This is a genomic window from Roseateles sp. P5_E11 (assembly GCF_054049355.1).
The window spans coordinates 1-17,131 of the sequence record NZ_JBFUMO010000005.1 but is presented as its reverse complement, the minus strand read 5'-3'; the positions used below and the strand labels follow the sequence as shown (position 1 = coordinate 17,131).

Annotated in this window: 18 protein-coding genes; 9 read left to right on the top strand and 9 right to left on the bottom strand. The window is 68.4% G+C overall.

Annotated features, from left to right (window positions below; translation table 11 throughout):
- Positions 1-45 precede the first annotated feature (45 nt).
- On the top strand, positions 46-2,097 hold the full coding sequence (gene recG, locus ACXJKR_RS00960) for an ATP-dependent DNA helicase RecG (protein ID WP_457319978.1): 2,052 nt from the start codon (positions 46-48) through the stop codon (positions 2,095-2,097).
- A 14-nt stretch (positions 2,098-2,111) separates the two neighbouring features.
- On the opposite strand, the gene ACXJKR_RS00955 is transcribed toward recG, so the two are convergent.
- The 8 genes from ACXJKR_RS00955 to panB all read right to left on the bottom strand — a co-directional run bounded on the left by ACXJKR_RS00955 (position 2,112) and on the right by panB (position 8,480).
- The gene (locus tag ACXJKR_RS00955; protein WP_457319976.1) at positions 2,112-2,306 is read right to left on the bottom strand and encodes a hypothetical protein; all 195 of its coding nucleotides are present in this window, start codon (positions 2,304-2,306) and stop codon (positions 2,112-2,114) included.
- Between the two features lie 115 nt (positions 2,307-2,421).
- The gene (locus ACXJKR_RS00950; protein WP_457319974.1) at positions 2,422-3,141 is read right to left on the bottom strand and encodes a LytR/AlgR family response regulator transcription factor; all 720 of its coding nucleotides are present in this window, start codon (positions 3,139-3,141) and stop codon (positions 2,422-2,424) included.
- Complete coding sequence (locus ACXJKR_RS00945; protein ID WP_457319973.1) at positions 3,138-4,178, bottom strand: sensor histidine kinase; 1,041 nt, start codon at positions 4,176-4,178, stop codon at positions 3,138-3,140. Before ACXJKR_RS00945 ends, ACXJKR_RS00950 begins: the two co-directional genes overlap by 4 nt.
- 19 nt (positions 4,179-4,197) lie before the next feature.
- Complete coding sequence (locus tag ACXJKR_RS00940) at positions 4,198-5,094, bottom strand: alpha/beta fold hydrolase (RefSeq protein WP_457319971.1); 897 nt, start codon at positions 5,092-5,094, stop codon at positions 4,198-4,200.
- 271 nt (positions 5,095-5,365) lie between these two features.
- A complete protein-coding gene (locus ACXJKR_RS00935; protein ID WP_457319969.1) occupies positions 5,366-6,055 on the bottom strand; it encodes a peptidylprolyl isomerase in 690 nt (229 codons plus the stop codon).
- 75 nt (positions 6,056-6,130) lie between these two features.
- Positions 6,131-6,775, bottom strand: a complete 645-nt coding sequence (locus ACXJKR_RS00930; RefSeq protein ID WP_457319967.1) for a peptidylprolyl isomerase — start codon at positions 6,773-6,775, stop codon at positions 6,131-6,133.
- 1 nt (position 6,776) lies between these two features.
- Positions 6,777-7,610 (bottom strand): pantoate--beta-alanine ligase, encoded by an 834-nt coding sequence (gene panC / locus ACXJKR_RS00925; RefSeq protein ID WP_457319965.1) that lies wholly within the window; start codon positions 7,608-7,610, stop codon positions 6,777-6,779.
- Positions 7,611-7,670: 60 nt separating this feature from the next.
- Positions 7,671-8,480 carry a 3-methyl-2-oxobutanoate hydroxymethyltransferase gene (panB, locus tag ACXJKR_RS00920; RefSeq protein ID WP_457319962.1) on the bottom strand — a complete coding sequence of 270 codons (810 nt, stop codon included), beginning with the start codon at positions 8,478-8,480 and terminating at the stop codon, positions 7,671-7,673.
- Between the two features lie 301 nt (positions 8,481-8,781).
- Here panB and ACXJKR_RS00915 point away from each other — a divergent pair, with 301 nt between their 5' ends.
- The 5 genes from ACXJKR_RS00915 to ACXJKR_RS00895 all read left to right on the top strand — a co-directional run bounded on the left by ACXJKR_RS00915 (position 8,782) and on the right by ACXJKR_RS00895 (position 14,118).
- Positions 8,782-9,705 carry a hydrogen peroxide-inducible genes activator gene (locus tag ACXJKR_RS00915; RefSeq protein ID WP_457319959.1) on the top strand — a complete coding sequence of 308 codons (924 nt, stop codon included), beginning with the start codon at positions 8,782-8,784 and terminating at the stop codon, positions 9,703-9,705.
- A 68-nt stretch (positions 9,706-9,773) separates the two neighbouring features.
- A complete protein-coding gene (locus ACXJKR_RS00910) occupies positions 9,774-10,496 on the top strand; it encodes a P-loop NTPase family protein (RefSeq protein WP_056200848.1) in 723 nt (240 codons plus the stop codon).
- Positions 10,497-10,635: 139 nt separating this feature from the next.
- Positions 10,636-12,798, top strand: a complete 2,163-nt coding sequence (katG, locus tag ACXJKR_RS00905) for a catalase/peroxidase HPI (RefSeq protein WP_457319957.1) — start codon at positions 10,636-10,638, stop codon at positions 12,796-12,798.
- A gap of 220 nt (positions 12,799-13,018) precedes the next feature.
- The gene (locus ACXJKR_RS00900) at positions 13,019-13,513 is read left to right on the top strand and encodes a Dps family protein (protein WP_457319956.1); all 495 of its coding nucleotides are present in this window, start codon (positions 13,019-13,021) and stop codon (positions 13,511-13,513) included.
- Positions 13,513-14,118 (top strand): AraC family transcriptional regulator, encoded by a 606-nt coding sequence (locus ACXJKR_RS00895; RefSeq protein WP_457319955.1) that lies wholly within the window; start codon positions 13,513-13,515, stop codon positions 14,116-14,118. Before ACXJKR_RS00900 ends, ACXJKR_RS00895 begins: the two co-directional genes overlap by 1 nt.
- Here the strand turns inward: ACXJKR_RS00895 and ACXJKR_RS00890 are convergent.
- Positions 14,093-15,121 carry a fatty acid desaturase family protein gene (locus ACXJKR_RS00890; protein WP_162247827.1) on the bottom strand — a complete coding sequence of 343 codons (1,029 nt, stop codon included), beginning with the start codon at positions 15,119-15,121 and terminating at the stop codon, positions 14,093-14,095. The two genes, ACXJKR_RS00895 and ACXJKR_RS00890, sit on opposite strands and share 26 nt — an antisense overlap.
- Before the next feature lie 205 nt (positions 15,122-15,326).
- Here ACXJKR_RS00890 and ACXJKR_RS00885 point away from each other — a divergent pair, with 205 nt between their 5' ends.
- The 3 genes from ACXJKR_RS00885 to ACXJKR_RS00875 all read left to right on the top strand — a co-directional run.
- Complete coding sequence (locus ACXJKR_RS00885; protein WP_056200862.1) at positions 15,327-15,899, top strand: hypothetical protein; 573 nt, start codon at positions 15,327-15,329, stop codon at positions 15,897-15,899.
- Positions 15,896-16,933, top strand: a complete 1,038-nt coding sequence (locus ACXJKR_RS00880) for a sensor histidine kinase (protein ID WP_457319953.1) — start codon at positions 15,896-15,898, stop codon at positions 16,931-16,933. The genes ACXJKR_RS00885 and ACXJKR_RS00880 overlap by 4 nt, the downstream gene beginning before the upstream one ends.
- Positions 16,930-17,131, top strand: a 202-nt coding sequence (locus ACXJKR_RS00875; protein ID WP_457319951.1) for a response regulator, incomplete at its 3' end; no start/stop codon positions are given. The genes ACXJKR_RS00880 and ACXJKR_RS00875, both read left to right, overlap by 4 nt.

The following is a 17,131-nucleotide window of genomic DNA, read 5'->3' as shown; positions in this document are numbered from 1 at the left end:
GGCCGCGCTGCGGCGGCTGCGTCCGATGCCGCCAGAATGCCGCCCATGACCACGCCCGCCATGCCTTCGGACAAGCCCAAGTCGGCGCCGCAGAAGGCGATGGAAAAGCTCGGCCTCGTGCGCGACATCGACCTGGCCCTGCACCTGCCGATGCGCTATGAGGACGAGACCCAGCTGATCCCCATTGCCGCGCTGCGCGAGAACGAGCCGGCGCAGGTGGAGGGCGTCGTCGTCGACTGCCAGGTGGAGCTGCGCAGCCGCCGCCAGCTGCTGGTGCGCGTGAAGGACGACTCGGGCACGCTGCTGCTGCGTTTTTTGCACTTCTACCCCTCGCAGCAGAAGCAGATGTCGGCGGCCAACCGGCTGCGCGTGCGTGGCGAGGCGCGCGTCGGCTTCTTTGGCCGCGAAATGGTGCACCCCGTCGTCAAGGTCGTCGACGAGGACACGCCGCTGGCGCAATCCCTGACTCCCGTCTACCCGGCCTCGGCCCAGCTGCCCCAGGCCTATCTGCGCAAGGCGGTGGGTTCGGGCCTGGCGCGCGCCGACCTGCGCGAGCTGCTGCCGGCCGGCGTCGTGCCGCAGGGGCTGCCGGGCTTGAAGGACGCGCTGCACTACCTGCACCACCCGCCACCCAGCGCCTCGCTGGCTGCGCTGGAAGACCACAGCCACCCGGCCTGGCAGCGGCTCAAGTTCGAGGAGCTGCTGGCCCAGCAGTTGTCTCAGCTGCAGGCGCAGCGCGAACGTGCACTGCTGGCGGCGCCGGCCCTGCGCGCCCACCCTGGTGGCCTGCACGAAAAGCTGCTCGCTGCCCTGCCCTTCCAACTGACCGGCGCTCAGCAGCGCGTGTCCGAGGAGATTGCGCAGGACCTGGCCCGGCCACAGCCGACGCACCGCCTGCTGCAGGGCGATGTCGGCTCGGGCAAGACCGTCGTCGCCGCCTTGGCTGCGGCCGTGGCCATCGACGCGGGCTGGCAGTGCGCGCTGATGGCGCCCACCGAGATTCTGGCCGAGCAGCATTTCCGCAAGCTGGTGCAGTGGCTGGAGCCGCTGGGCCTGAAGGTCGCGTGGATCACCGGCAGCGTGAAGGGCAAGGCGCGGCAGAAGATGCTCGATGCCGCCGCCTCGGGCGAAGCCCAACTCGTCATCGGTACGCATGCCGTCATCGAGGACAAGGTGAAGTTCGCCCGGCTGGGCCTGGCCATCATTGACGAGCAGCATCGCTTTGGCGTGGCGCAGCGGCTGGCCTTGCGCAACAAGCTCAAGGCGATGGACCTGGAGCCGCACCTGCTCATGATGAGCGCGACACCGATCCCCCGCACTCTGGCGATGACCTATTTCGCCGACCTCGATGTGTCCACCATCGACGAGCTGCCGCCCGGCCGCAGCCCGATCGTGACCAAGTTGTTCACCGAGTCCAAGCGCCACGACGTGGTCGACAAGATCCGCACGGCGGTGGCGGACGGCGCCCAGGTCTACTGGGTCTGTCCGCTGGTGGAGGAGAGCGAGGCGGTGGACCTGCGCAACGCCACCGAGACCCACGCCGAGCTGAGCGGCGAACTGCCGGGCTGCAGCGTGGGCCTGCTGCACGGCCGCATGGCCGCGGGCGAGAAGGCGGCCGTCATGGCGCAGTTCTCCAGCGGAGCGATGAGTGTGCTGGTGGCGACCACGGTCATCGAGGTCGGCGTGGACGTGCCCAACGCCAGCCTGATGGTCATCGAGCATGCCGAGCGCTTCGGCCTGGCGCAGCTGCACCAGCTGCGCGGCCGCGTGGGCCGCGGCGCGAAAGCCAGCGTGTGCGTGCTGATCTACAGCCCGCCGCTGTCCGACACGGGCAAATCGCGGCTCAAGGCCATGGCGGAGACGACCGACGGTTTCGAGATCGCGCGGCGCGATCTGGACATCCGCGGCCCCGGCGAGTTCATGGGCTCGCGCCAGAGCGGCGCTGAGCTGTTGCGCTTTGCCGATCTGCAGGAGGACGCGCCGCTGCTGGTTGCGGCGCGAGCGCTGGCACCCCGGCTGCTGGATGAGCATCCCGAGGCGGCGCGACGTCAGGTCGCGCGCTGGCTCGGGACGAAGGCGGAGTTCCTGAAGGCTTGAGAGAGTGAGAGGCCTTACTTACAGACGAAGCTCTTCGCGTTGACTTCCTTCACGTTGCCGGCGCCACAGGCGGCGATGGCGCGTTCGGTGTTCTTGGCCATGGCGTCGGCATCAAACGCGTTGGATGAGCCGGCCGGCGGTGCGAAGACGCAGGCGCTGAGCAGGGCGGCGCAAGCCAGGGCGAGGAGGGAGCTTGTGAGACGGTTCATTCGAGTTCTGGGGTCAGGTGTTGAGGAAAGTGGATCGTCGCCAATGTCCGCCGCAGGTGCCCGCGGCATGCGACGAACGGCACAACGCCTGGGACAGGCTGCGCGCTGACAGCGGCTACAGCTCCAGCTTCTCGCGCAGCAGCCTGGCCTGGCGGCGTGACACCTCCACCTGGTGGCCGTCGCGCAGCGTGACGCGGTAGCCGTCGCTGCTGGACGGCGCGATGGCCTGGATCCAGCGCAGGTTGATGAGGTGGCTGCGGCTGGCGCGGAAGAAGAGCTGCGGGTCCAGCCGCTCCTCCAGGCTGGTGAGCGTGCGCGCGATCAGCGGGCGCTGGCCATCGAACCAGGCCTGGGCATAGTTGCCGCACGCCTCGAAGCCGGCCACGTCGCCCAGGCGCACGAACCAGCAGCGCTCCCCGTCGCGCAGGAAGACCATGTCGTCGGCGCCCTTCAACGCCGACGTGGGCGCAGCGGCGGGCACGGGGCGCAGGCGCAGCCGCGCCTTGGCGAGCGCAGCCTCCAACCGCCCGGCGTCAATGGGCTTGAGCAGGTAATCCAGCGCATTGCGCTCGAAAGCGGCCAGCGCATGCTGGTCGTACGCCGTGGTGAAGACAACGAGCGGCACATGTTCCAGCTGATCGAGCAGGTCGAAGCCGGTCGCGCCGGGCAGTTCCACGTCGAGCAGCAGCAGTTCGGGCTGCAGCGTGTTGATGGCCTCGCGCGCAGGCGCCAACTCAGCGGCCTCGCCAACGATGTCGGCATCGGGGATGGCGGCCAGCAACGTGCGCAGCTCCTGGCGGGCCAGGCGCGAGTCCTCGACGATGTAGATCCTCATGCGTTCAGTTCCACAGTGACGTTGACACGGCCGTCGGCCGCCGCGATGCGGCAGCCCGCGCCGTCGCCGCCAGCGCGCGCAAGGCGCTCGCGCAGGTTGGCCAGGCCCAGGCCGGTGCTGTCCGTCGACCCCGGCTTCCACTGGCCTGGGTTGTCGACGGCAATGCTCAGCTTGCCGCCGTCGCGCCCGATACGGATGTCCACGACACCGCCGCCGGCCGTGCGCGCGATGCCATGCTTGATCGCGTTCTCCACCAGCAGCTGCAGCAGCATCGGCGGCACGCTGGCGCTCGCCGTGGCCGGGTCGACCTGCCAGTCCACACGCAGCCTCTCTTCATGGTGCAGCTGCTCCAGCGCGATGTAGTCGTGCACGACGGCCAGCTCGTCGGCCAGCGGCACGCGTTCCTTGGCGCTGTGCTGCAAGGTGTGGCGCAGCGTGTTGGACAGGCGKCTCAGCATCTCGCGGGCGCGGGCCGGATCCTCGTTGATGAGGGCACGCAGGTTGTTCAGCGCGTTGAACAGGAAGTGGGGGTTGATCTGGGCGCGCAGCACCTGCAGTTCCAGCTCGCGCGCCGCGGCCTCGGCCTGCCATTTGGCGATCTCGCCGACACGCCAGCGATGCAGCATCTGCAGGCCCACCCACACGGCCAGCCACAGCCACAGCATGATGGTCGTGTTGAGCGTGTAGCTCAGCAGCACCAGCCAGCCTTGCGGCACATTGGGTGGGAAGTGCAGCAGGCCGAGCGAGATCCCGGCCCAGTTGATGGCGAAGAGCACGCCCTGCACTGCCAGGGCGAACAGCGGCGGCAACAGGGCCAGGCGCAGMAGCAGGGCGGGTGGCGAACGGTCCAGCCAGGCGCGGCGCAGGGCCAGGGCTCGCAAGCCCTCGCTGGCTGCCCACAGGCCGCCACCGACGCAGGCCATCACAAAGACGAAGGAGGCGTTGAGCGGCTGGAAGCTCGACACCATCGCGAGCGAGATGGCCACATAGCCGCCCCACAGCAGCGCCTGCATCGCCATCCGCTTGCGCGTGTCCATGCCCCTCAGCCCTCTCGATTTACTTGCCGGCGGCCAGGAAGCCCTTGACCTCGCCAACCAGCCAGTCGGCATCGTCCCACATGAGGAAGTGATAGCCGCGCTGGCTCATGGACACCTTGGCACCGTTCAGGCCGGCGTACTGAGCCTCGAAGATCTTCTTCGTGCTCTCCAGCGTCGAGCCCATGGGCTCGTAGGCCGCCCAGGCGCCCAGCACCAGCGTCGGCGCGGTGATGCGGGGCAGTAGCGGGCGCAGATCGTCGCCCCACAGCTCGGACATGGCCTGAGCCGTTGTCGCACGGTCGCTGGCCAGGCCCCAAGCGACGATGCGCTCGGTGTTGGCCGGGCTGCGGCTCATGCCGCCCGCGCCCTGGCGGGTGCCGGCCTCCCATTGCTCCTTGGAGCCGGCCAGCATCTGCTGGCGCATGCCAGCCGCCATGCCGCGCGCAGCTTCGGGCGTCATGCCGCGCAGGCCGGCCAGGAAGGGCAGGGAGTCGACGATGACGAGGCGCTCGATGCGGCCGGGCTTCTCGGCCGCCATCTGCAGGGCCAGCACGCCGCCCAGGCTGTGGCCCATCACGACAGGTCGGTCGAGCTTGCGGTCGTCCAGGTAGGCCAACAGGCGGTCGCGCATGCCGGCCAGGAAGTTGTCCGTCACCACCGCAGGCGCGCCGGCAAAGCCGGGCAGCTGCACGATGTGGCATTGCACGCCGGGCTGCAGGGCAGCGCAGGTCTCCGTCCAGGTGCTGGCCGCGCTGTTCAGGCCAGGGATCATGACGACCGGCCGGCCCTGGCCGACCAGGTCCACGCGCAAGTCACGGAACTCGGTCGTCGCGGCCTGGGTGTTGCTCACCCAAAGGGCGGTGGCGATGCCCACGGCGGCGCCGAACAGGCCGATCCACGAGGTCTTGCGGGTCATGGCGTCTTCTCCATCAAGGTTGTGATGGAGGCATGTTGGCCATGTCCAGGCCGGGCTGCCCGGGCCCGATGACGAACGGCAAGCCGCGCTGACGAATGGCGACCATCCCAGATGGGCGGACCACCATTACCCTGCCGTCGTGCCTTCTTGCGGGCCGAGCGCCGGGCCGCTCCCTAGCCGGCCCGCCTTGGGCGATGTGCTTGCCGGTCGATCCGGCAAGCATCGCCGTCCCCGCGGGGGACCGGCCAAGGTACTCCTTGGACGAGGGGCTTCATTTCAACCTTTGGGCCCAGTAGACCAGCACCTCGGTGCGCGGCTCGATGTCGGTCGAGCTGTAGGTGTAGGTCGGCACGATGTTGATCGCGTCCAGCGTGTTGAGGCCGGAGATGATGCGGCCGAAGACGGCATAGCCCGGGTTGGCGGCGCTCTGGTAATCCAGGCTGGTGTTGTCCTTCACGTTGAAGAAGAACTGGCTGGTCGCCGAGTCCGCGTCGCTGCGGCGGGCCATGGCGATGGTGCCGCGCAGGTTGGACAGGTCGTTGTTGCTTTCCAGCTTGATCGGCGCATACAGCGGCGTCTTGGTGACCATGCCGCTTGTGTAGCCACCGCCTTGGACGACGAAGTCGCGGTCGACGCGGTGGATCAGCGTGCTCGTGTAGAAGCCCGCCGAGACGTATTTGTAGAAGTTGGCCACCGTCAGCGGCGCGTAGGTGTCGTAGAGCTCCACGACGATCTCGCCGCTGCTGGTCAGCATGCAGACCGTGCCCCATTGGCTCGCGGCGGACGCGGCCAGGCCTGCGGGGCTGCATGACTGCGTGGGCGGATTCGGGTTGGGATTGGGGCGCGGGTATTGGGTGCCGCCGCCTCCACCTCCGCCTCCGCCGCCCACTTCGATCTCGACACCCCCGCCACAGGCGGACAGGGCGGTGACGAGCAACAGAGCGGCGAGACGTTTGAACATGGCAGGACACCCGCGAGGTGAAGGGGCCTGCCTAACGAAGCGGCCCGCCGTCTGGACGACAGCGGACGCAGCTTGTTACGGAATCACCTTGGCATCGGTGATGGTGATGTCGACCAGTGGCACGTCCGAGATATTGGTGTTGACCGCACGGATCTTGTCGACGATGTCCATGCCTGCCGTCACTTGGCCGAACACGGCATAGCCAGGGTTGGCGGTACTGGCGTAGTTCAGGCTCGTGTTGTCCACGGTGTTGATGTAGAACTGGCTGGTGGCGCTGTCGGGCACCGAGGTGCGGGCCATGGCCAGCGTGCCGCGCAGGTTGGACAGGCCGTTCTGGCTTTCCAGCTTGATGGCCGCGTAGGTCGGCGTTTTGTCCAGCAGGCCGTCCGGCCCGCGCGTGACGCCGCCGCCTTGGATGACGAAATCCCTGATGACGCGGTGGAAGACCGTGCCCTTGTAGAAGCCGTCGTTCACATACTTCAGGAAGTTGTCCACGCTGATGGGGGCGTGGTTGTGGTCCAGGCCCAGCTCGATGTCGCCCATGGAGGTCGTGATCTTGACCTTGTGGGTGACGGTCAGGGTGACCGGCGCCGGGGGTGGGGGCGGGGTGACAGGGTCACCACTGCTGCCACCACCACCACCGCAGGCGGCCAAGGTCAGCGCAAGGGAAGCGGCGGTCAGGGCCAGCAGCGGGCGGCGGCGCAGTCGAATGTTTGTCATTTCAGATTTCAAGGTTGTCGATCAAACGGGTGCTGCCTAGTTTCGCAGCTCCTAACGCAACCAGCGGCTGACCTTCCACCGCGGGCCCAAGATCGTGCTGCCGGCGCAGCGTCAGATAGTCCGGCGCCCAGCCCGCATCGCGCAGCGACTGCAGTGCCTCAGCCTCCATCCCGGCTAAGTCGCGCTCTCCGGCGTGCCAGCGGGCGATCAGCGCTTTCAGCGTTCGCGACAGGCGCAGCGCCTCGGCCTTCTCGGCCTCGCTCAGGTACCCGTTGCGCGAAGACAGCGCCAGGCCTTCCGGGCTGCGGCGCGTCTCGCCACCATGGATCTCGATGGGCAGGGCCATCTGCGCCGTCATGCGGCGCAGCACCATCAGCTGCTGGTAGTCCTTCTTGCCGAACACGGCCAGCGTCGGCTGCACGATGTTGAAGAGCTTGTGCACGACGGTGCACACGCCCGTGAAGAAGCCGGGGCGGAAATGGCCTTCGAGGATGTCGGCCAGCTCGGTGGGCGGCTGCACCTTGTAGCCCTGCGGCTCGGGGTAGAGCTCCTTCTCCGACGGCGCGAAAACGATGTCGCAGCCCGCGCCTTCGAGCAGCGCGCAGTCGCGCTCCAGCGTGCGCGGGTAAGTGTCGAAATCCTCGTGTGGCGCGAACTGCAGCCGGTTGACGAAGATGCTGGCGACGACGGCGCCCGCCGGGCCGACCAGCTCGCGCGCCTGCCTCGCCAACTGCAGATGGCCGTCGTGCAGATTGCCCATCGTCGGCACGAAGCCGCGCTGGCGGTGGATGGCGAGGGCGTCGCGAAGCTCAGCGATGGTGCGGATGACTTGCATAAGTCTCAATCAGTTGGGGACAGAGCTTGCCACTGCGTGGCTGCGGTCAGTCCCGCAATGTCAAACAAAACCGTGCACGTCGTTCACCGGAAAGGTCTTGGCCTTCACCTCGTCCACATAGCCCTTCACGGCGGCCAGCACGGAGTCCTTGCCGGCCATGAAGTCCTTGACGAAGCGCGGCTTCCTGCCCGGCGTGATGTTGAGCATGTCGTGCAGCACCAGCACCTGGCCCGAAGTGCCCACACCCGCGCCAATGCCGATGACGGGCACGGGGGATTCAGCGGTGATCTCGGCGGCCAGCGCAGCCGGCACCATCTCATACAGCAGCATGGCTGCGCCCGCCTCCACCAGTTCCCGCGACTCGCGCTTCATGCGCGCCGCGCCAGCCTCGTCGCGGCCCTGGACCTTGAAGCCGCCTAAAGCGTTCACCGTCTGCGGCGTGAAGCCGAGGTGGGCGCAGACCGGGATGCCGCGCTCGCTGATGAAGCGCACGGTCTCGGCCGTCCAGCCGCCGCCCTCGAGCTTGACCATATGGGCACCGGCTTTCACCAAKGCCGCGGCGCTTTTCCAGGCCTCTTCCTTGCTGACGTGATAGCTGTCGAAAGGCAGGTCGGCAATGATCCAGGCCCACTTGTGGCCGCGTGACACGCAGAAGGTGTGATAGACCATGTCCTCCAGGCTGACCGGCGCCGTGGAGCCGCGGCCCTGCAGCACATTGCCCAGGGAATCGCCGATCAGCAGGATGTCGACACCGGCTTCATCGAGCAGGCTGGCGAAGGCCGCGTCGTAGCAGGTCAGCATCGCGATCTTCTCGCCGCTGGCATGCATCTGCGCCAGGCGCGGCAGGGTCATGGGCTTGCGATCAATCATGGCCACCTCTCAGTGAAAACCCTGGGGCCACCCCCGAGGCGGCCGCAGTGTAGCGTTCGGGCCTTGCTCCGGTGGCTGAGCATGGCCGAGGGACTGGCGAGGCGGGCCGCTGGGTAGGCGCGACGACGAATGTGGGCTTGTGCCCACGAGGCGGAGCAACACCCCCAGCGGCTCGAAGCGCCAGACCAGCGGCCATGCAGCGCTTCGGATCGGAGTGGTGAGCGCCGACAAAGACATGAGGTTTTGATGTGACAAGCATTTCGAGCAATGGCGAGCGGTCAGCTGCCGGGGCAAGGCCTGTATGACCCTCACAGAGTTGCGCTACATCGTCGCCGTCGCCCGCGAGCGGCATTTCGGCCGCGCGGCCGAGGCCTGCCACGTGTCGCAGCCGACGCTGTCGGTGGCCATCAAGAAGCTGGAAGAAGAGCTGGATCTGAAGATCTTCGAGCGCGGCGGCAACGAGGTGTCGGTCACGCTGCTCGGTGACGAGATCGTGCGGCAGGCGCAGTCGGTGCTGGACCAGGCCGGCGCCATCAAGGAGATCGCCAAGCGCGGCAAGGACCCCCTGGCCGGTGCACTGCGCCTCGGGATCATCTACACCATCGGCCCCTATCTGCTGCCCGAGCTGGTCAAGCACACCATCGAGCTGTACCCGCAGATGCCGCTGATGCTGCAGGAGAACTTCACAGTGAAGCTGCTGGAGATGCTGCGCACCGGCGAACTGGACTGCGCCATCATGGCCGAGCCCTTCCCCGAGGCAGGCCTGGCCACTGCCCAGCTCTATGACGAGCCCTTTGTCGTCGCGCTGCCGGCCGTGCACCCGCTGGCCACGCGCGAGGCCATCAGCGCCGAGGAACTCAAGCGCGAGACCATGCTGCTGCTGGGCACCGGCCACTGCTTTCGCGACCACGTGTTGGAGGTCTGCCCCGAGTTCGCGCGCTTCTCCAGCGATGCCGAGGGCATACGGCGCAGCTTCGAGGGCTCGTCGCTGGAGACGATCAAGCACATGGTCGCCTCGGGCATGGGCGTGACCGTCGTGCCCGCACTCAGCGTGCCGCGCGAGCCGAGCCGGCACCTGCGCTTCGTGCCCTTCAGTGAGCCCATTCCGACGCGCCGCGTCGTGCTCGCCTGGCGGCGCAGCTTCACGCGCTACGAGGCCATTGCGGCGCTGCGCAATGCCATCTACGCCTGCCAGCTGGACGGGGTCACCCGGCTGTCGCAGTGACGGCCTGATACAGCCATGCTGCGCCGCACAATGTTCTACTGCGCATCATCTTCACATCCGCCTTCACCATGAGCACCCCTCCCGCTGACACCACGGCTGGCGCCATCCATTTCGTTGGCGGTGAAAAGGGCGGCGTCGGCAAGTCGCTGCTGTCGCGCCTGCTGGCGCAATACATGATCGACCGCGGCATCCCCTTCACCGGCTTCGACACCGACCGCTCCCACGGCGCGCTGCTGCGCTTTTATGCCGACTACGCCTCACCGGCGCTGGTGGACAACTTCGCGGCGCTGGACGCCATCGTCGAGAGCGCCCTGGCCGAGCCGGGCCGGCGCGTGCTGGTGGACCTGGCCGCGCAGACGCACGAGCCGCTGGCGCGCTGGATGGATGAGTCCGGTGTGCTGGAGCTGGCGGCCGAGGCCGGCGTGGCTGTGCACTATTGGCATGTGATGGACGCCGGGCGCGACTCGGTGGACCTGCTGGCCCGTCTGCTCGACCGCTTCGGCGACCGGCTGCGCTATGTGCTGGTGCTCAACCAGCTGCGCGGCGACGACTTCTCGCAGCTGGAGCGCTCCGGCCAGCTCGCCCGCGCTGAAGGGCTGGGCGCCCGCACCATGCCGCTCAAGCATCTGCAGGACGCCGTGCTGCGCAAGATCGACGCGGCGGACGCGAGCTTCTGGTCGGCCCGAACCGCGTCCAGCGGCGAGGGCGCCAAGCTCGGCCTGCTGGAGCGCCAGCGCCTGCGCGTGTGGCTGGCGCTGGTGGAGAGCGAACTGGCGCGGCTGGGCGTTTAGGGCGAGACGGTGCAACATCGGGCGCCGCCCGCGCGGCGCTTGATGATGATTTTGGCTATTGGTAGATTAGTTCTATTCAAATCCAAAACTCAATAGTCATCATTAAGCTTCGGTCTCCCCCCAGACACCAGGAGCTGACATGAGCGACCCGACCTCCAAGAGCGAAGGCAAGTGCCCCTTCCACCACGCCGCCGGCAGCGGCACGACGAACCGGGACTGGTGGCCCAACCAGCTGCGCGTCGACCTGCTGAACCAGCATTCGAGCAAGTCCGACCCGCTCGGCGACGGGTTCAACTACGCCGAGGCCTTCGCCAAGCTCGACTACCCGGCGCTCAAGGCCGACCTCGTCAAGCTGATGACCGACAGCCAGGACTGGTGGCCGGCCGACTTCGGCCACTACGGCCCGCAGATGATCCGCATGGCCTGGCACGCGGCCGGCACCTACCGCACCACCGACGGCCGCGGCGGCGGCGGGCGCGGCCAGCAGCGCTTCGCGCCGCTGAACTCCTGGCCCGACAACGTCAACATCGACAAGAGCCGCCGCTTGCTGTGGCCCATCAAGCAGAAATACGGCCAGGCGATCTCCTGGGCCGACCTCTTCATCCTGGCCGGCAATGTGGCGCTGGAGTCGATGGGCTTTCGCACGCTGGGCTTCGCCGGTGGCCGCGCGGACGTCTGGGAACCCGACATGGACGTGGCCTGGGGCGCCGAGACCAAGTGGCTGGCCGATGACAAGCGCTTCGAGGGCGACCGCAACCTCGTCGCCAGCGTCGGCGCGACCCACATGGGCCTGATCTATGTGAACCCCGAGGGCCCCAACGCCAGCGGCGACTACTTGGCCGCGGCCAAGGACATCCGCGCCACCTTCGGCCGCATGGCCATGGACGACGAGGAGACCGTCGCGCTGATCGCCGGCGGCCACACCTTCGGCAAGGCCCATGGCGCGGCACCCGAGCACCACAAGGGCCTTGAGCCCGAGGGTGCCGGCATCGAGTCCCAGGGCCTGGGCTGGACCAGCGGCTTCGGCGGCGGCCATGGCAAGGACACCATCTCCAGCGGCCTGGAAGTCACCTGGACCCAGACCCCCGCGCAGTGGAGCAACCACTTCTTCGACAACCTGTTCAAGTTCGAATGGGAGGCCACCACCTCGCCGGCCGGCGCCAAGCAATGGGTGGCCAAGAACGCGCCCGAGGACATCCCCGACGCTCACGTCCCGGGCAAGTTCCACAAGCCCACCATGCTGACGACCGACCTGACGCTGCGCTTCGACCCCGAGTTCGGCAAGATCTCCCAGCGCTTCCGCGACGACCCGCAGGCCTTCGCCAACGCCTTCGCCCGCGCCTGGTTCAAGCTGACCCACCGCGACATGGGCCCCAAGGCGCGCTACCTCGGCCCCGAGGTGCCCAAGGAAGACCTGATCTGGCAGGACCCGCTGCCCGCGCCCAGCCATCACCCCACCCCCGGCGACATCGCCGACCTGAAAGCCAGGATCGCCGCCTCGGGCCTGTCCGTCGCTGACCTCGTCGCCGTCGCCTGGGCCTCGGCCTCGACCTTCCGCGGTGGCGACAAGCGCGGCGGCGCCAACGGCGCCCGCCTGGCGCTGGCACCGCAGACGGATTGGGCCGTCAACAAGCCGGCCATCCAGGCCCTGCCCAAGCTGATGGAGATCCAGCGGGCCTCCGGCAAGGCGTCCCTCGCCGACGTCATCGTGCTGGCCGGCGTCGTCGGCATCGAGCAGGCCGCCCAGGCCGCCGGTGCGACGGTGGAGGTGCCCTTCACGCCCGGCCGCGTTGATGCCACCCAGGCCCAGACCGATGTCGAATCCTTCGCCGTGCTCGAACCCCTGGCCGACGGCTTCCGCAACTACAGCAAGGGCAATCTGGGCGCATCCACCGAAGCCCTGCTGATCGACCGCGCCCAGTTGCTGACGCTGACCGCGCCCGAGCTGACCGCGCTGGTGGGCGGCCTGCGCGTGCTGGGCACGAATACCGATGGCAGCAAGCACGGCCAGTTCACCGACAAGCCCGGCACGCTGAGCAACGACTTCTTCGTCAAGCTGCTCGACATGGGCACGGTCTGGAAGCCGACGGACGCCAGCGCCGAGATCTTCGAAGGCCGCGACCGCAAGAGCGGCGCCGTCAAGTACACCGGCACGCGCGCCGACCTCATCTTCGGCAGCAACTCCGTGCTGCGCGCCTATGCCGAGGTCTATGCCAGCGCCGACGGCAGGGCCAGGTTCGTCAAGGACTTTGTCGCCGCCTGGACCAAGGTCATGGAACTGGACCGATTTGACATCCAGTGAGCCCCTCGTCCAGCCCCGCATCGCTGAACGAGAGCATGGCTGACCGGTCCCCCGCGGGGACGGCGATGCTCGCCGCATCGAGCCGCAAGCACATCGCCCAAGGCGGGCCGGCTTGGGAGCGGCCCTGCGCTCGGCCCGCAAGCTGACGTCACGACCCCGTTGACCCCGGGGTGGGCCGAATCCGTTAGGCTCACCCCGTACCGTTTTGGAGCCCCCCCGCATGGCCAAGAAGTCCGCCGCCCCGTCCATCAGCATCGGCATCAGCGAGAAAGACCGCGCCGCGGTTGCCGCCGGCCTGTCCAAGCTGCTGGCCGAGACCTACACGCTCTACCTGACGACGCACAACTTCCACTGGAACGTCACGGGCCMGATGTTCAACAGCCTGCATGCGATGTTCATGGCCCAGTACACCGAGCTGTGGAATGCGGTCGACCCCATCGCCGAGCGCATCCGCTCGCTGGGCTTCCCGGCGCCCGGCAGCTATGCCCAGTTCGCCAAGCTCAGCGGCCTGCCCGACGCGCCCGCCACGCCGCCCAAGGCCATGAAGATGGTCGAGGTGCTGATGCAGGGCCACGAGGCCGTCGCCCGCACGGCGCGCGCGCTGTTCCCGCTGGTCGACAAGGCCAGTGATGAGCCGAGCGCCGACCTGCTGACRCAGCGACTGACAGTGCACGAGCAAACCGCATGGATGCTCCGGAGCCTGCTGGAGGAGTGATGAAAGTCGCCGTCCTCACATTCGACGGCTTCAACGAGCTCGACAGCTTCATCGCGCTGGGCCTGATCAACCGGCTCTATGCCCAGGGCTGGTCGGCTGCCATCACCAGCCCGAGCGCGCAGGTGACATCGATGAACGGCGTGGTCGTCACGGCCCAGCAGCCGCTGGAGTTCGCCAACGAGGCCGACGTCGTGCTGTTCGGCAGCGGCATCCACACCCGCGCCATCGCCAACGACAGCGCGCTGCTGGATCGGCTGCAGCTCGACCCGGTGCGCCAGCTTATCGGCGGCCAGTGCTCGGGCACGCTGCTGATGGCCCGCCTCGGGCTGCTGGCGGACATGCCCGCCTGCACCGACTCGACCACCAAGCCCTGGGTCGTCGAGGCCGGCGTGCGCGTCGTCGAAGAGCCCTTTCATGCCCGCGGCCCCATCGCCACGGCCGGCGGCTGCCTGGCCTCGCAATACCTGGCCGCGTGGGTCATGGCCTCGCGCGCCGGGCTGGACGCCGCGCGCAGCGCGTTGCATTACGCAGCGCCGGTCGGCGAGAAGGAAGCCTACGTGGAGCGCCTGATCGGCGTCGTCAAACCTTTCCTGCCGCAGGCCTGACCGCCCGCGTCGCCTGCCGCAGTCGGCCGATGCCCTCGGCGACGGAGCCCACCCTCACCTGGTGGTATTCAGAGTCGGCCGGCAGCTGCTCCATCAGCCGGCGGTTGGCCGTCGGCAGCGCGTGATAGGGCAGGTAGGGCGCCACGTGGTGCAGCGCGTGGAAGCGCAGGCCCACGGGGCAGAGCAGCACCGAGATCGGGCCGTTGGAGTCGACGTTCAGCGAGTCCAGCAACTGGCCGCGCGCATCGCGGCCTTCAAGCTCCTCGACGTAGAGATGCGTGCCGCCCATCGCGCGGATGGTGTTCAGCGTCGCAATCAGCACGACGAGCAGCGCCCAGGCCGCCACCCACACCCAGCCCGCAAAGACGCCGATGGCCACCAGCGCCCAGCCCCAGGCGCAGCACCACCACTCGACCGCCATCGCCTCGGCGCGGGCGCTTTCCTTGATGGCCGGCGCACGAAACGGCATACGCAGGGCCATGTGGACGAACTCCGGGATCATCTTTTCGCGGATGGGCGGCAGCACGGCGGCCAACGGCGTCAGGACGGCGAAGCGCACCCACAGCGCCAGCGGCAGCGCGAAGTTCAGCGCAAACAGCTTGGCGCTGGCCAGGCCGGCGCGACCCTGGAACTGGTCGTACTCGCCGTCCTCACGGGTGCCATAGGTCGCCTTGTTGTGGTGGCCCTGGTGGATGGGCAGATAGAGCATGAAGGGGATGAGCAGCGGCACGCCGGAGACCGCATGCCAGGTCAGGCGAAAAGCCTTCATGCCCTGCTGGTGGAAGATCTCGTGGATGAAGGCCAGCGTGCGGTAGAGCAGCAGCACCGCCGCGACGAAGGCGAGCGTGCGCAGCAGCGGCGCCCCCGGCAGCACGGCGACGACCAAGGCCACCCACCCCACGGCGGCGCAAAGCAGCAGGTCGGCGAAGTAATGCGCCTGGTTGGGCTCGCGCAGGTCGGCCACCAGCTCCTGCACCCGCTTCATGTCAACCTGTTTATCCATCGTGCTCTCGTCTTGCAAAACCCGCCCACGATAATTCAGCGGCAATCCGCGCTCCATGTTTTCCAGACGAGCGGTATCCGTTGATGTCGACTTTTGACGCCTTGCCGCGCGCCCGGCGACCGTTCGCCCCGTTGCCCGGCGAGTCGGGCCTCACCCACCTAGTCTGCGTGCGGACCGATTCGTGTCCGTCACGGGAGATTGATTGATGAAAGCCTCAGCCATCGTTGCCGCCATCGGGGTGGGCGTGCTCGCCACGGCCCTTGCCAAGCCCACAGGCCTGCCTTCGGGTTGGCTGCAGACCGGCAGCGCCAAGACCTGCGAAGGCTCGGTGGTGCCGGCCAACGGCGCGCCTAGCGCCAAGGTCTTCAACATCGAGTGCAAGCCAGACACCGAGGGCTTCTCGACACTGATGCAGCAGATCGGCAGCGCCGACTATGCCGGCAAGCGTGTGCGCCTGACCGCCCAGGTCCACGGCGACCAGATCGCTGCGTGGGCCGGCCTGTGGATGCGCGCCGACAGCGGCCAGCGGCCCGGCACCGCGTTCGACAACATGAACGACCGGCCGCTGCGCGGCAGCTTCGGCTGGCAGACCGCGCAGGTCGTACTGGACATTCCCGCCGACGCAACGACGCTGAGCTTCGGCTTCCTGCTGGAAGGCACCGGCCAGTTGCAGGCCACGCAGTTCCAGCTGGACGTCGTGCCCGCCAGCACGCCGACGACCGGCCAGGGCCCCATCCAGGTGTTGCCGCGCCAGGCCGGCAACCTGACCCCGCCTTGAACCGCACCGCGCGCACGCTGGGCGGCGAGCTGGCCCAGGCCCTGAGAGAGGAAAGGCTGGGCTGGCAACGGCCCGGCCCGCTGCTGGCCGGCGTCGCGCTGTTTGCACTGGCGGCGCCCTGGTTGCGCGATCACGGCGCCTGGGCGCTGTCCCTGGGCTTGTGGCTGGGCCACGCCATCACCGATGGCCTGTGCGGCCTGGTTGCCCGGCGGATGCGGCCCGAGCACCACGGCGCCTTGCCTGGCCTGCTGTTCCTGGCCCTGCTGCTGGGCGCGATGTCCGGTTGGTCCGCCGAGCAGGGCCTGACGCGCGAGCTGCTGAGTGGCAATGACCGCATCACCCGTGCCTGGCTGCACTTCAGCTTCTGCGCCCTGCTGCTGGGCCTGCCGCTGCTGCAAGGCCTGCGCCGCCAACGCGCCGTGCAGCGCGTGGAACAGGAGCGCGCCCGGTTGCGCGCCGAGCTGCAGATGCTGCAGGCGCAGATCGAGCCGCATTTCCTGTTCAATACGCTGGCCACGCTGCGCAGCTTCGTGCGCCAGGGCTCGGAGCGCGCGCTGCCGCTGCTGGACGCCGTCAGCGGCCTGCTGGAGACCACGCTGGAGCGGGTGCGCCAGGCCGAGGACTCGACGCTGGGCCAGGAGTGCCAGATCGTCGAGCACTACCTGGCCATCATGGCACTGCGGCTGGGCGAGCGGCTGAGCTACCGCGTCGAGGTCGACCCCGAGCTGCACGACCTGCCCCTGCCACCGCTGATGCTGCAGCCGCTGGTGGAGAACGCCATCCAGCACGGTATCGAGCCCAGCGAGAGCGGCGGGCAGGTGCTGTTGCAAGCCGAACGGGCCGACGGGCAGTTGCGGCTCAAGGTCATCAACAACGGTTGCGCGCTGACGGCAGACGCGACCGCAGGCCACGGCCTGGCCCTGGTCAACCTGCGCCAGCGCCTGCAAGCCCTGCACGGCGACCGCGCCGGCCTGAGCCTCGCCACCAATGCTGACGGCCTGACCGAGGCCACGCTCACCTTGCCGATGCCATGACGACTGCGCTGATCGCCGACGACGAACCCCAGCTGCTTGAAGAGCTGCAGCAGCTGCTGGGAGAGGCCTGGCCCGAGCTGGAGATCGTCGCCCAGGCCCGCAACGGCACCGAGGCGCGCCGGCTGCTGGACGAGCTGCGCCCCGACATCGCCTTCCTCGACATCCGCATGCCCGGCATCGACGGCCTCGGCCTGGCCC